The following is a 14,361-nucleotide window of genomic DNA, read 5'->3' as shown; positions in this document are numbered from 1 at the left end:
TCTAAATCAAGGTTTTATCCCACTCTAATTGATGAGCTAAACCATACTTGATAAAATCTTCTTCTTTAGCTTTATCGCTTTTACCAAAAACACCTAAGCTGTAAGGATTATCTTGCATCCGTTGTGTGACTTGCTCTTTCTCAAATTGGATCACTTCATCTCTAGGCTTATCTGGTTTAAAAAAGTCAACAACCAAAACAGTTCTATCATAATTAGTGTAATTATGTGGACAGTGGGGATAGCTATGATCTAAAACCAGGAATTTTCCTTCATGCCAATAAAGTTGATCGTGGCATATTTTCATAGCCACATCTCCTTCTGGTACAATTAATCCTAAATAGCCACGATTTGTATGAGGGTTATAGTTTACATGCAGCTTGATATCCAAGCCTGGATGGAACGTACCATAATACACGTTTCTGATGATATCATCCTCAATCAGGTTCACATCTTTTATCACATTGGCTAAATTCGTAAAATATTTCTCTCTTAATACGAGTGCTTTTCTTGATGCTTCATCTGGCCCATAATCAGAATATTTTATTTGATGCGCCTGAATATATTTTTCAATAAACATACCTTGAAACAAGATACCAAAAGCACTATATTTCGAATTTCCCTTAGTTTTAATGGTTTGGCTTTTAGGCCCAAGAACATCGGAAGTAAATTTTAATTCTTCATCAGATGCATTATTAATAAAGGTTGTAAACTCATCTCTAATGACTTGCCAGTTATCTTGAAAACTTTTCAGAAAAGTAAATCCATTTGGGTCTATATGATACTCATTAAAACTTTCCATTGTCTTTTCCACTGAAGATAATTTCATAAAAAACCGTTATATAATAATGTGATTTAGGCTTCGCCCCGATTCGATCTTAAAATTCTTGACTAAACTTATTTTAGTCAGAACTGAAGCAAAATATCTCTCAAACTCTCATTCCTCTGTGTCCTCTGCGGTTCCTTATTCCGTAATTCACTCGTGCGTAAGTCCTATTAGTGTGAGGTCTACTGTGTCTGAAACTCCCGTATTAGATCAAATTATCAAAAATGTGCGGGTAGTTCGTCCCCATCAGGATGTAATCGAACTACTTGATTTAGGCATTAAGGATGGAAAATTTGCTCAGATTGCTTCTAATATTAGCGCAGACACAAGCAAACAGGTATTTGATGGCAAAAACCTGCTATGCTTTCCTGGAGTCGTGGATGCCCACATGCACGTAGGCATTTATCAACCCCTCGACAAAGATGCTGTGACTGAAAGCAAAGCAGCCGCAATGGGAGGCGTGACTACCAGCCTGAATTACATCCGTACAGGGCAGTATTATCTTAACAAAGGCGGCTCATACCGCGATTTTTTTCCAGAGGTGTTGGCCTTATCCGCAGGTCATTTTTTTGTAGATTACGGCTATCACATCGCACCTATAGCAAACCAGCATATCGACGAAATACCTTTATTGTTTGAGGAATACGGTATATCTTCGTTTAAAATCTTCATGTTTTATGGCGGCTATGGGTTGCATGGTTTATCAGACCAGCAAAACCTCTTTTTGATGATTAATAAAGAGGAAAGATACGACTTCGCCCATTTTGAATTTATTATGCGCGGTCTAACTCGCTTGATGGAAAAACATCCAGAAGCGCGAGATACTATCAGCTTGAGTTTACATTGTGAAGTTGCAGAAATTCTCAACGCCTACACCAAAATAGTTGAAAATGATTTTAGTCTGAGCGGATTACACGCTTACAGTGCAGCGCGTCCGCCTCATTCCGAAGGTTTAGCAATTTGCATTGCTTCTTATTTGGCAAATGAAACTAACTGTGCAAATATCAATTTGTTGCACCTGAGTTCGCGTAAAGCAATGGAAGCGGCTTTGACTATGCAAACTGCTTTTCCTCATATCAATTTTCGGCGAGAAGTTACGGTTGGACATTTGTTGTTAGATGTCGATACTCCTAATGGTATTTGGGCAAAAGTCAACCCTCCTATCCGTCCTCGCGCTGATGTGGAATACTTGTGGCAAGCAGTACTAAACAATCAAGTAGATTGGATAGTTAGCGACCATGCTTGCTGTTCTGCTGAACAAAAAAGAAGTGCTAAAGACCCGAATAATATTTGGTTAGCAAAGTCTGGTTTTGGCGGTACAGAATATTTACTTTCTGGTGTATTTAGTGAAGGTAGCAAGCGGGGAATGTCTTACAGCCAGATGGCTAAATTGCTATCTTGGAACCCATCGCGGCGCTTTGGGTTGTTAGAAAAAGGCGATATTGCTGTTGGCTATGATGCTGATTTGGTGCTGGTAGACCCCAATGAAAGCTTTGTGGTACGTGCTGCTGAGTCGGAGTCACAACAAGGTTATACACCTTTTGAAGGTGTAGAGTTAACGGGACGAGTGAAAAGTACGTTTTTGCGGGGGAACATAATTTACCATCGAGGACAGGTAATAGGTGCGCCTAAAGGACGTTATTTAAATTCTAAAATATAGAGAAATAAGAATGCATAAACTAAAAATAATTTCGAAGCAATTACTCTCTCATTTCTCTGCTATAGTGACATTTTAAATCTATCTAAACTAGTGTTTATTTGCTAAACTGCATACTCGTTATTATTCAAACAAACATTATAAGGAAATTCGTGATGTCCACTCGCCAAGTAATCGTTCCCAAGGGAATGGAAATTTTATATGAAAAATTTCATTATTGCCCTGGTGTTAAAGTTGGTAATACTTTGTACATCTCTGGGCAGGTAGGCAGAGATGAAAATTTACAAATTGTTAAAGGCATAGAAGCCCAGGTTGTTCAGGCTTTTGAAAATGTCAAGAAGGTGCTGGATGCAGGAGGAGCTACCTTTGATGATGTGGTAGAAATGATTACTTACCATGTCACTGGTACTGGCTTAGGGGAATTCCAAGCTGAAGCAAATGCTTTTGATAAACCACTGCATATCATTCCATTTTTACAATTGTTTATGGAAGTAAAAGACCGCTATTTTACTAATAACTATCCTACCTGGACTGGTATCGGCGTTACTGGTTTATCTACACCAGGATTGATAGTTGAGATTAAGTGTACAGCTGTTTTGTCTAAATAGAAGATTCATAGTGGGTGACAATCCAGAAACTAAAATAAATGTTCCACCAAAAAATACTAATATATTACTTACTGTCTTTAAAAATTCGCACTATCCAAAAACTCGAATACTGTTTTTGCAATTTTTTCTGGTATTTGATTCATCATGCAAATAGTTCCGTTTGAAAACTCGACAACTTTACTATGAGGAAGAGCTTGAGAGAGAAAATATCTATCTTGTGCTAGTGCTAAACCCAATCGCTCAAATTCTTCCACATCATCAATTCCCCAAAGAATGAGAGCAGGAGATTTAATTAAACTAAATCTTTCGGCAGCCTCAATACAGTAATTCCCCACAGCCCAAACTGCATACAATGGATAGCCAAAGCATTTTAAATCATCTAAAACCCATCGATGATTTAACTCAGCAGAACCTACATATCTTGCACGAGCCAACCATCTTTCCATCAAGTACGAACCATCTTCTTGAATGACGAAACCTTCATCAAATCTCCTCATTAAATCGACTTTTCCAGCTTCACCAAAGCCAGCCACATTACATAAAATTAATTTATTAACTCGTTCTGGGTAAGCTGCTGCTACTTCTCCAGAAACAAAAGCTCCCGTGTGGTTTCCCATAATGTTTGTTTTTTCAATACCTAACTCATCCAACAAAGCAATGACAGTTTTAGCGTAGTCAGCCACTGAATACAACTTTGGCGGTTTATCAGAGTCTCCAAAACCCATAAAATCCATCGCTATCACGCAGTAATTTTGTGCCAAAATTGGCATTAATTCGCGGTATTCATCACTACTACGTGGGTTCATGTGTAATAGTAAAAGAGGCTCTCCTTCGCCACCAATACGGTAAAGAATTTGTCCATCTTCGGTGTCTAAAAAAGCTCGCTTGATTGGTTTATTCATCACACCACAATGCATTTAGAATTTATTTTTGAATTTTGAATTGTTAAGTCAGCCTTAATTTAAGTTTTTCAGCAAATTACCTTTTCTGTGCTATATTCTGCAACCATTCAATCAGGGGTCTTAAGGTTCCTGGCAATGCTGCTTCACTGACAGTCACCGTATGCTGTTTACCGTTATCTTCTACTGTTAACTTATACTGAAAGCGATCGCTCTCTTGATTTGGCGAGGTAATTAATTCAGGTAGCCTAAATAAATCTGCAACCTCCACCAGTCGGGGAAGTGTGGCAGCTTCATCTGGCGGGAGAGTGTCTGTATCAACGGTTGTTTTCTTGCTGATTCCAGCAAAGCCGCCTGTGCGTTCAAAGGATATCCGCATTTTTTGCTCTCCGTTGTGTTATTTAGTTGGGATAAATACTTAAGCTGGGAGATTTTAGTTCTCGGTTCCCAGTTTAGCAACAACAAACAACAGATTTATCATTCTTGAGTGTTGAGTGAGGGAGTGGAAGGTATTGACTATTTATTCCTGACTCCTGTAGACGCGATGAATTGCGTCTGTACAAAAAGTAGAGACGCGATTCATCACGTCTCTAAATAACTCCTACCTTTTGCCAAGCATCCTGTACAGCTTTTTGCTCATCACTACCATTACCGTAGAGTTCGCCAGCAATTTGAATGGTGACACTGGCAGCTTTTTTGAAATCTGCTTTGGCTTTCAAGCGATCGCGTAAAGCTATGTACCAGATTTTGCCTGCTTTTTCCCAAGCATAGCCACCAATGCTAACAGCCGCTAAATAAAACGCATGGTTAGGAATTCCTGAGTTGATATGCACGCCACCGTTATCATCAGTACCAGTATATTTATCTTTCACATGGCCTGGTTGAGGATCTTTACCCAATACTGGATCGTCATAAGCTGTTCCTGGTGCTTTCATCGATCGCAGGGCAACACCTTTGACAGTTGGTACTAAAAGACCTTCGCCAATGAGCCAATCTGCCTCTTGTGCAGTCTGATTTTTGCTCTTCTGTTTGACTAGGGAACCGAAAACATCAGAAAACGATTCATTCAGTGCCCCTGATTCGCCATAGTACTGTAAACCCGCTTCATACTGGGTTATACCATGAGTTAGCTCATGCCCAATCACATCAATTGATGTCGTGAAGCGTTGAAACAGTTCTCCGTCGCCATCACCATAAACCATCTGGTCGCCGTTCCAAAAGGCATTGTCATATTTAACGCCATAATGCACGGTGGAGTCTAAACGTAGTCCTTTGTCGTCAATGGAATTGCGATCAAATATCTCATGAAACAAGTCATAAGTAGCACCAGCCGCATCGTAGGCTTCATTCACTGCTACATCACTGCTGGGAGGATCGCCTTCACCGCGCACTAATGTACCAGGAAGTTGCTGACCATATTTTGCATCGTAGATGGTACGGCGCTTCGCACCTGGAGAAGGTGCAAATGAGATATTACCTACGACGTTTCTCCGTCCTAGAAATTGTGCCGAAATATTTAATGTATGAAAAGCCCAAGTACGCTGCTGGGGATTGCCATTCACCACGACATTTTTTAGTATATGGGGCGGGACAATACAACAAATCGGGCATCTAGAGTCAAGTGGATGCTCATACTTGAACCCGGCTGATTTCTTTTTATTTCGAGCCATCCAAGATATTCTCCTTTTAAAACTAAGTGATGGCAAACAGTGGCTTTAACTCCACTGGAGATAGGAGCAGAAAAACGAATCCAAATTGCGTGTCCCTGGTTTCTTTTCTGAAGAAAATTTTCTACTCTGTATTTTCGGATAGGTCTGTAGAGGATTGATAGTACCCTCGTGGGTACTTTTGATGTGGAAATATTGCATCAAAACACAAGGACAGCTTACATACCAAAAGTTTCAGCCAAAATCTTTGCGTGAGTTAGCAAGACCTCCTTTACAGACCTAAAGCGTATATATATTAGTTCTAATCAAGGGAAATAATGTTATTTATTACTGTTTTGTTACCATAAGTCGCTAATCCTATAAATATTGATTAGGGACAGGTAAATTCAAAATCTAGTATCCAAAATCCAAAACTTTCATGGCCAGCCACCTAACACCGCCAGACCATAATATTTCCAAGGTACTGCAACTGTTTTAAATCCAGCTTTGCTCAACATCTGTAGATGAGCATCTAAGCTAGCTAGCTGATCTTGACTAGAGTAACCTTGAGTGCTGCTTACACCAAGCTTTGCACGAATCTCTGTTAAATCAGTTCCCTGTTCAACTGACCATTCTTCTCGTGCAGCCTGATAAACTTCTGCTAAGGCTGATGATTCTGGTAAAATTGGGTCTCCATTCCAAAAACAGCCATCATGAGTGAGGCTAGCAGCAATTCGGCTAAATAACTTTAATTTCATCTCATCCTGGAGATGATGGATTGCCAAGGATGAGACACAGGCATCAAATTTGCTACCAATATCTAATTTTTCTGGATTATTTGCCCAATCACCAAAGTCTGCTTGTGTACCAACCCAACGTTTTTGATATCCAGATGCTGTAATTTTATCTTGGGCAAATTGTAACATTCGAGGTGAGTAATCTAGAGCAATTACTTGGGCATTTGGAAAGCGTTTGAGTATTTTGAGACTAAGTTCGCCTGTACCACAACCTAATTCTAATATCCGCAGACTTGTGGAAGGTAGACAACGGCTAATTACCTCCAACATCTCATCGTATCTGGGTATGAGTTGGCGGATACCAATGTCAAAATCAGCAGTGCTGGCGAATACCTCTCCGGGAAATAACTGTTGCATAGGGATTAGAACAAATATACACACTCATTAATATTAATCATCCATCATTACTGAGATATAGACTACATCGGTAGAATCAACTTTTAGTATAAAAAATATTCACTTTATATACTTTTGGTAGAATACACATATCACATTTTATGTTGTTAACCATAAAGTCATATCTTTATTTAAGCTGAAATCCCATGATTTTGAATCAAAAAGCCAATTTAACTCTTTTTTAAGATTTGTAAACATAAATTTACTCATGTATTGAGTTAAACTGATATATGTAATTAGTAACTCTGATTAATTAAAATTTTGGGTTTTCAAAAGTTACTGAAGTTGGTATATTAAATACTGAACAGAAAGTTAACGAAAATAAACTAGAAGTCCACTGGCATTCTGAGTAAAACAGAGTGTAGCAAGTTTAGCGAAAAAAGGTTCGAGACTAATGCTAAAAAACAGCGAACTGAAGGTTAATCAGGGCTGTAATCTGAAATGGAAGCCCGGAGATAAACTATTTATACAGTTTTCTCTGTTAGAAATTTTGCGAATTAAGACAGTTGTCAAACCTCTATATCTATAGATAGATATAGCAGAGTTAATAATAAAGTTAATCTAAATTTAAGGTTAACTTGCCGAATTCAGGTCAACAATCCCAAAAGAGCGCAAGCCTTATGACGATAAATTCTTAATGGGACTAGTTGATTAGTCTTGGGGCAACCTTAAATTAGAGGTTAGCTTACAGAATTTAGATCAATAACGGTGCTATTTAGTGGCATCGCTCGGTAATAATAATAAGCTTTTCTAGTAAAAGCTAGCTTTAGAATGCCTAAAAGTTTTGGCATTCATGAGCATAATTTGCTATTGCCATACATCAGGGTAAATTTCAAATATTGCCTGAATTTTCACAAATTTTTCAGTTCTATCAAGGTCAATAATAATGAGTAATGTTCAAGCATCGTTTGAAGCAACAGAAGCTGAATTTCGCGTGGAAGGTTACGAAAAAATTGAGTTTAGTCTTGTCTATGTCAATGGTGCATTTGATATCAGTAACAGAGAAATTGCAGACAGCTATGAGAAGTTTGGCCGTTGTCTGACTGTGATTGATGCTAATGTCAACAGACTATATGGCAAGCAAATCAAGTCATATTTTAGACACTATGGTATTGATCTGACCGTAGTTCCCATTGTGATTACTGAGCCTACTAAAACCCTTGCAACCTTTGAGAAAATTGTTGATGCTTTTTCTGACTTTGGTTTAATCCGCAAGGAACCAGTATTAGTAGTAGGTGGTGGTTTAACCACTGATGTAGCTGGGTTTGCGTGCGCTGCTTACCGTCGCAAGAGTAACTACATTCGGGTTCCGACAACGCTGATTGGTTTGATTGATGCAGGTGTGGCGATTAAGGTTGCAGTCAACCATCGCAAGTTAAAAAATCGCTTGGGTGCATATCATGCTCCTTTGAAAGTTATCCTCGATTTCTCCTTCTTGCAAACATTACCAACGGCTCAAGTTCGTAATGGGATGGCAGAGTTGGTCAAAATTGCTGTTGTGGCGAACTCTGAAGTCTTTGAATTGTTGTATGAGTATGGCGAAGAGTTGCTTTCCACTCACTTTGGATATGTGAATGGCACAAAGGAACTGAAAGCGATCGCACACAAGCTCAATTACGAGGCAATAAAAACTATGCTGGAGTTGGAAACTCCAAACTTGCATGAGTTAGACCTCGATCGTGTCATTGCCTACGGTCATACTTGGAGTCCGACCTTAGAATTAGCTCCGATGATACCGTTGTTTCACGGTCATGCCGTCAATATAGACATGGCTTTGTCTGCAACCATTGCGGCAAGACGTGGCTACATTACATCAGGAGAACGCGATCGCATTTTGAGCTTGATGAGTCGTATCGGTTTATCAATCGATCATCCTCTACTAGATGGCGATTTGCTCTGGTATGCTACCCAATCTATTAGCTTGACGCGAGACGGGAAACAACGCGCAGCTATGCCTAAACCCATTGGTGAGTGCTTCTTTGTCAACGATTTCACCCGTGAAGAACTAGATGCCGCTTTAGCTGAACACAAACGTCTCTGTGCTACATACCCTCGTGGCGGAGATGGCATTGACGCTTACATAGAAACTCAAGAAGAATCCAAACTATTGGGAGTGTGAAAACATGACCAGTATTTTAGGACGAGATACCGCAAGACCAATAACGCCACATAGCATTCTGGTAGCACAGCTACAAAAAACCCTCAAAATGGCAGAGGAAAGTAATATGCCTTCAGAGATACTGACCTCTCTGCGCCAAGGGTTGCAATTAGCAGCAGGTTTAGATCCCTATCTGGATGATTGCACTACCCCTGAATCGACCTCATTGACAGCACTAGCGCAGAAGACAAGCATTGAAGACTGGAGTAAACGCTTCAGTGATGGTGAAACAGTGCGTCAATTAGAGCAAGAAATGCTCTCAGGACATCTTGAAGGACAAACACTAAAGATGTTTGTGCATATCACCAAGGCTAAAAGCATCCTAGAAGTGGGAATGTTCACAGGATATTCAGCTTTGGCAATGGCAGAGGCGTTACCAGATGATGGGCGACTCATTGCTTGTGAAGTAGACTCTTATGTGGCCGAGTTTGCTCAAACTTGCTTTCAAGAGTCTCCCCACGGCCACAAGATTGTTGTAGAAGTAGCACCTGCACTAGAGACGCTGCACAAGCTGGCGGCTAAAAAAGAATTCTTTGATCTGATCTTCATTGATGCGGATAAAAAGGAGTATGTAGAGTACTTCCAAATTATCTTGGATAGCCATTTACTAGCTCCTGACGGATTAATCTGTGTAGATAATACTTTGTTGCAAGGACAAGTTTACCTGCCATCAGAACAGCGTACAGCCAATGGTGAAGCGATCGCTCAGTTCAACCGCATTGTCGCCGCAGATCCTCGTGTAGAACAAGTTCTGTTACCCATACGAGATGGCATAACCCTGATTAGACGCTTGGTATAACAGGCGCTTCTCAATTCAAGGCATCACAAAAAGGCAATTGTTATAGCAGTTCTCCTTTGAATGCAATACCCCGTAGGGACGCACATCTGTGCGTCCCTGCAAAAGAACCGCGTTCCACGTCAATGAAATATTTTATGGCACAATCAATCTCTTTATCTCTTCCTCAATCCACAACGCCATCAAAGGGTGTGAGGATAAAAATAGTAGCTCTATTCAAGACTATCGGGACTCTAACACTACTGCTTATAGCCTTGCCGCTTAATGCTTTTATAGTATTGATATCTCTGATGTGTAGTCCGTTTACAAAAAAACCTGCTGTAGCTGCCCATCCCCAGAATATCTTGGTCAGTGGCGGCAAAATGACCAAAGCATTACAACTTGCCCGTTCCTTCCATGCAGCTGGACACAGAGTTATTCTGATTGAAGGTCATAAATACTGGTTATCAGGGCATAGATTCTCAAATGCTGTGAGTCGTTTTTATACAGTTCCTGCACCACAAGACGACCCAGAAGGCTATACCGAGGCGCTATTGGCAATTGTCAAACGAGAGAAGATTGACGTTTATGTACCCGTATGCAGCCCTGTAGCTAGTTATTACGACTCTTTGGCAAAGTTTGCACTCTCAGAATATTGTGAGGTTTTCCACTTCGATGCTGATATAACCAAGATGTTGGATGATAAATTTGCCTTTACCGATCAGGCGCGATCGCTTGGTTTATCAGTCCCCAAATCTTTTAAAATTACCGATCCTGAACAAGTTATCAACTTCGATTTTAGTAAAGAAACGCGCAAATATATTCTTAAGAGTATTTCTTACGACTCAGTTCGCCGTTTAAATTTAACCAAACTTCCTTGTGATACCCCAGAAGAGACAGCAGCGTTTGTCAAGAGTTTACCCATCAGCCCAGAAAAACCTTGGATTATGCAAGAATTTATTCCTGGGAAAGAATTATGCACCCATAGCACAGTCCGAGACGGCGAATTAAGGTTGCATTGCTGTTCAAATTCTTCAGCGTTTCAGATTAACTATGAAAATGTCGAAAATCCCCAAATTCAAGAATGGGTACAACATTTCGTCAAAAGTTTGCGGCTGACTGGACAAATATCTCTTGACTTTATCCAAGCTGAAGATGGTACAGCTTATGCCATTGAATGTAATCCTCGCACCCATTCGGCGATCACAATGTTCTACAATCACCCAGGTGTTGCAGAAGCCTATCTTGGTAAAACTCCTCTAGCTGCACCTTTGGAACCTCTTGCAGATAGCAAGCCCACTTACTGGATATATCACGAAATCTGGCGATTGACTGGGATTCGCTCTGGGCAACAATTGCAAACTTGGTTAAGGAGATTAGTAAGAGGTACAGATGCCATTTATCGCCTAGATGATCCGATACCATTTTTAACTTTGCACCATTGGCAGATTACTTTACTTTTGCTACAAAATTTGCAACGACTCAAAGGTTGGGTAAAGATCGATTTTAATATCGGTAAACTCGTGGAATTAGGAGGCGACTAAGTGATTCGTAAGAAGCAAAAATGGCATTTGTAAACCTGTTGAGCATGAATAGCAAAAAATTTGTCCATGCTCTTGATTTTTTCTGCGATCGCCTCCCGCACTCCAAAAGGGCAGTAATTATTTATACTTTTATGAGTGCAGGCTTACACTGTTTACTTTTTTAATATCAATTTTGTAACACCTTTTTATTACTACCCAATGTTTCATTAATAGCGGTTATTAATAAATCATTTAGAGGGATTCTGGCTGCTTTCGCCATAGAAGAAATTACACTTTTGGGGGCAAAAGAACAATACAATCCTGCTTCTAAGAACCAAGGTTGTCCCTTTGGATCAATCCGAAAATCGAATAAACTGTAGTGGCGACAACCCAAAGCCTGATGACACCTTTTAGCTACTTGCTGAACCTTTTGGGTGATTGGGTCGTTAGGGTCTAAAATCCAAGCTTTGATATTATCTTTAGCAGTCAAATGCAAGTCACCATCGTCCGTTTGTTGAAGTTTATCAGCATAGTTGCGAATGGGTTTATCGTGAGGATCTACCAGATATTCTTCAAGTGGTAAACCTATTAGCTCACCGTCTTTTACAATGATGCCACATCTGACTTCTCGACCAAGTTCGATGAATGCTTCTACGATGACCTCATCTGCATATTCAAATGCTTTCTTTAAGGCAGCATCATATTCATTCACATCTTTAACTAAGACTACTCCTAAAGAGTTGTCAGAACTTACGGGTTTGACGACTGCTGGAGGTGTAATTGTCGGAACATCTCCTTGGCGAAGCAATTCTCCCCGAGGCACTTTTACCCCTGCTGCTTCGACAATTGCTTTGGCTCTGGCTTTGTGGGCCGCGATCGCCATAATATCTGGGGTATTTCCTATATAAGGGATCTTGAGCAGATCGAATAGGGCACGGTACTGAGTCATTCCAGGAATACAGAACATTTGTGGTAACATCATGTCAATGTTTTGGCCTGTTAGAAATTGTATGGCATCAAACAGAGGAATCGGTTTGGTGAGAGCAATATCTTCTCGACTGAGGGAGTCAGGAAATCGCCACTGCCGATCAGGTGTGATATATGCAATTTGAAAGTTATAAAGCGATGGATCTGCTATTGCAGATAAACAATCTTGGGCGTAAAGACGTGATAAATCACAGTAAAAATTATTGTGTGCAGACCCAACTAAATGAAGGATATTAAGTACTGGCATAATTCATCTTTTTATCTACTATTATAACTGGAGTTTAGTGATTAATGAAATTGTAGCACAAAGGTTTTATTGAAAATTATACCCGCCTATCAAATCGTGAGATATTCAAAGTTTTACTATGGGATAAACTTAAACGTTATCACTCTTGCATCCCAATATATAATAGTAGTACAAATAAGGTAATTTTTGATTTTTTTAGAGCAGCTTTCCAGAACTTTTATCTTTATACAAAGAAATTTAAACGACTCATGAGAGTAATTAACCCAATCTTAAGTTAATAGTTAGTTTAATCGAAGTCGATGATAAAAATAAACCGAGTTGCCTTCATAAATTAATTATTGAATAGTAAGATTGAATAGTTCTTCAATACTGAATTGGTAATCCAAGAAACACAAAATAACGGAAAATTATAATCTTGATAAGGTATCCTTACTCCTCATTCTCATAAACCAAAGAAAGAAACCAAGAAGAAAACAGAAGCCAAGTAAATTTGGTGCAGCCTTACAAATAAATGGTATAAATACTTACAAATTTAAAATCTAGTGCTATAGGAATAAAGCAATTAAGCTTTCCTGCGCGATGAGCTTAAAATAAGAAAACGGTAAACTTAGAAGATAACAAGATAGTAACCCATTTCGCTATCAGTTAAGCTCAACTTTCGCTTCCCATATTTGGGAAACTATATGCTACAGCTTCTCATCATTGTGTTTGTTATCCTTTTAGGTTCAGCAATTTGTTCTAGTGTAGAAACAGCCTTGTTTTCTGTTTCAACCCTGAGAGTCAGACAATTAGCACAATCCAATAGTCCATCCGCAGTAAGACTTTTAGCGATTCGTGAAAATATGAATCGACCGATTGCGGCTCTTGTGATTCTCAATAATACTTTCAATATCATTGGCAGTATTCTTACAGGTAGTATTGCTGTTCACGTATTAGGAGACAAATGGCTTGGTGTATTTTCAGGAATATTGACATTCTTGATTATCATCTTTGGTGAAATCATCCCAAAGACAATTGGAGAGCGTTATTCTGAGCAACTCGCCATACTTGCGGCTCTTCCTGTAGCTGGACTTGCTATTGCTTTCACACCCTTAGTCTGGATTTTAGAAAATGTTACTGCACCCTTTGCCAAAGGGAAAAAACGACCAACTACGAACGAGGCTGAAATCAAGCTATTGGCGAAGATTGGGCATCAAGAAGGAATTATCGAAAGTGATGAAGCAGAAATGATCCAGCGAGTGTTTAGATTAAATGATGTGACAGCATCTGACTTAATGACACCCCGAATCATGCTGACATATATTTATGGAAATATGACTCTTGCTGAGGCGAAAGCAAATATTATTGCGTCTCAACATACTCGGATTATTGTAATAAATGAATCTCTGGATGAAATTATTGGATATGCTCTCAAACAGAATTTACTGACAGCGATGGTTGAAGGAAGTGACAATCAAAAAATCGCTAGTCTGGCTCGAAAAGTTAACTTTGTTCCTGAGATAATTCGGGCAGATAAACTGTTAAAAAATTTCATAGAAGCTCGTGAACATCTTGCAGTAGTGGTAGACGAATATGGAAGCATCGCTGGTGTCATCACTTTGGAAGATGTGCTTGAGGTGATAACTGGTGAAATTGTAGATGAGACTGATAGAACTGTTGATTTGCAAGAAATTGCCCGCAAGAAACGAGAAAAAATGTTGCAATCTGCCGCTAGTAGCAATTAATGCAATCACCTAAATAATCACACGGCACATTCATTTCCTCCTCTCTTTTCTCAGCGTCCTCAGCGCCTCTGCGGTTCGACTCCTAAAAACGATCGCAAATTGGTGCGTCAAACTCCGTTAA

12 protein-coding genes are annotated in these 14,361 nt (G+C 39.6%); 6 read left to right on the top strand and 6 right to left on the bottom strand.

What is annotated here, in order from left to right; genetic code table 11:
• Position 1: 1 nt before the first annotated feature.
• Positions 2-799, bottom strand: a complete 798-nt coding sequence (locus FBB35_RS04015; protein ID WP_174713517.1) for an aspartyl/asparaginyl beta-hydroxylase domain-containing protein — start codon at positions 797-799, stop codon at positions 2-4.
• A gap of 211 nt (positions 800-1,010) precedes the next feature.
• On the opposite strand from FBB35_RS04015, the gene FBB35_RS04010 reads away from it, so the two are divergent.
• A complete protein-coding gene (locus tag FBB35_RS04010; RefSeq protein ID WP_174708570.1) occupies positions 1,011-2,483 on the top strand; it encodes an amidohydrolase family protein in 1,473 nt (490 codons plus the stop codon).
• A gap of 152 nt (positions 2,484-2,635) precedes the next feature.
• On the top strand, positions 2,636-3,088 hold the full coding sequence (locus FBB35_RS04005; RefSeq protein WP_174708569.1) for a RidA family protein: 453 nt from the start codon (positions 2,636-2,638) through the stop codon (positions 3,086-3,088).
• A 77-nt stretch (positions 3,089-3,165) separates the two neighbouring features.
• Here the strand turns inward: FBB35_RS04005 and FBB35_RS04000 are convergent, their stop codons facing one another.
• The 4 genes from FBB35_RS04000 to FBB35_RS03985 form a co-directional block, all read right to left on the bottom strand.
• Positions 3,166-3,990, bottom strand: coding sequence for an alpha/beta fold hydrolase (locus FBB35_RS04000; RefSeq protein WP_174708568.1), 825 nt, complete (start codon positions 3,988-3,990; stop codon positions 3,166-3,168).
• A gap of 76 nt (positions 3,991-4,066) precedes the next feature.
• On the bottom strand, positions 4,067-4,366 hold the full coding sequence (locus tag FBB35_RS03995) for a protealysin inhibitor emfourin (RefSeq protein WP_174708567.1): 300 nt from the start codon (positions 4,364-4,366) through the stop codon (positions 4,067-4,069).
• A gap of 211 nt (positions 4,367-4,577) precedes the next feature.
• On the bottom strand, positions 4,578-5,657 hold the full coding sequence (locus FBB35_RS03990) for a M4 family metallopeptidase (protein WP_174708566.1): 1,080 nt from the start codon (positions 5,655-5,657) through the stop codon (positions 4,578-4,580).
• Positions 5,658-6,070: 413 nt separating this feature from the next.
• A complete protein-coding gene (locus tag FBB35_RS03985) occupies positions 6,071-6,787 on the bottom strand; it encodes a trans-aconitate 2-methyltransferase (RefSeq protein WP_174708565.1) in 717 nt (238 codons plus the stop codon).
• 925 nt (positions 6,788-7,712) lie between these two features.
• On the opposite strand from FBB35_RS03985, the gene FBB35_RS03980 reads away from it, so the two are divergent.
• The 3 genes from FBB35_RS03980 (at position 7,713) to FBB35_RS03970 (ending at position 11,303) form a co-directional block, all read left to right on the top strand.
• Complete coding sequence (locus FBB35_RS03980) at positions 7,713-8,945, top strand: sedoheptulose 7-phosphate cyclase (protein ID WP_012411849.1); 1,233 nt, start codon at positions 7,713-7,715, stop codon at positions 8,943-8,945.
• 4 nt (positions 8,946-8,949) lie between these two features.
• On the top strand, positions 8,950-9,783 hold the full coding sequence (locus FBB35_RS03975) for an O-methyltransferase (RefSeq protein ID WP_174708564.1): 834 nt from the start codon (positions 8,950-8,952) through the stop codon (positions 9,781-9,783).
• 134 nt (positions 9,784-9,917) lie between these two features.
• Complete coding sequence (locus FBB35_RS03970) at positions 9,918-11,303, top strand: ATP-grasp domain-containing protein (RefSeq protein WP_174708563.1); 1,386 nt, start codon at positions 9,918-9,920, stop codon at positions 11,301-11,303.
• 166 nt (positions 11,304-11,469) lie between these two features.
• Here FBB35_RS03970 and FBB35_RS03965 read toward each other — a convergent pair whose 3' ends face one another.
• Positions 11,470-12,516, bottom strand: coding sequence for a D-alanine--D-alanine ligase (locus tag FBB35_RS03965; RefSeq protein ID WP_174708562.1), 1,047 nt, complete (start codon positions 12,514-12,516; stop codon positions 11,470-11,472).
• 683 nt (positions 12,517-13,199) lie between these two features.
• Here FBB35_RS03965 and FBB35_RS03960 point away from each other — a divergent pair.
• Positions 13,200-14,240, top strand: a complete 1,041-nt coding sequence (locus FBB35_RS03960; protein ID WP_174708561.1) for a hemolysin family protein — start codon at positions 13,200-13,202, stop codon at positions 14,238-14,240.
• Positions 14,241-14,361 lie beyond the last annotated feature (121 nt).

Origin of the sequence: Nostoc sp. TCL240-02 (assembly GCF_013343235.1) — a bacterium.
Lineage (GTDB): Bacteria > Cyanobacteriota > Cyanobacteriia > Cyanobacteriales > Nostocaceae > Nostoc.
Note: the sequence above shows the minus strand (reverse complement) of the source record. Positions and strands in the feature narration are given on the sequence as shown.

Excerpts from the sequence above, each read along its gene's own strand:
- FBB35_RS04015 (WP_174713517.1), bottom strand. The coding sequence starts at position 799 with ATGGAAAGTTTTAATGAGTATCATATAGACCCAAATGGATTTACTTTT.
- FBB35_RS04005 (WP_174708569.1), top strand. The coding sequence starts at position 2,636 with ATGTCCACTCGCCAAGTAATCGTTCCCAAGGGAATGGAAATTTTATAT.
- FBB35_RS04000 (WP_174708568.1), bottom strand. The coding sequence starts at position 3,990 with ATGAATAAACCAATCAAGCGAGCTTTTTTAGACACCGAAGATGGACAA.
- FBB35_RS03995 (WP_174708567.1), bottom strand. The coding sequence starts at position 4,366 with ATGCGGATATCCTTTGAACGCACAGGCGGCTTTGCTGGAATCAGCAAG.
- FBB35_RS03990 (WP_174708566.1), bottom strand. The coding sequence starts at position 5,657 with ATGGCTCGAAATAAAAAGAAATCAGCCGGGTTCAAGTATGAGCATCCA.
- FBB35_RS03985 (WP_174708565.1), bottom strand. The coding sequence starts at position 6,787 with ATGCAACAGTTATTTCCCGGAGAGGTATTCGCCAGCACTGCTGATTTT.
- FBB35_RS03980 (WP_012411849.1), top strand. The coding sequence starts at position 7,713 with ATGAGTAATGTTCAAGCATCGTTTGAAGCAACAGAAGCTGAATTTCGC.
- FBB35_RS03975 (WP_174708564.1), top strand. The coding sequence starts at position 8,950 with ATGACCAGTATTTTAGGACGAGATACCGCAAGACCAATAACGCCACAT.
- FBB35_RS03970 (WP_174708563.1), top strand. The coding sequence starts at position 9,918 with ATGGCACAATCAATCTCTTTATCTCTTCCTCAATCCACAACGCCATCA.
- FBB35_RS03965 (WP_174708562.1), bottom strand. The coding sequence starts at position 12,516 with ATGCCAGTACTTAATATCCTTCATTTAGTTGGGTCTGCACACAATAAT.
- FBB35_RS03960 (WP_174708561.1), top strand. The coding sequence starts at position 13,200 with ATGCTACAGCTTCTCATCATTGTGTTTGTTATCCTTTTAGGTTCAGCA.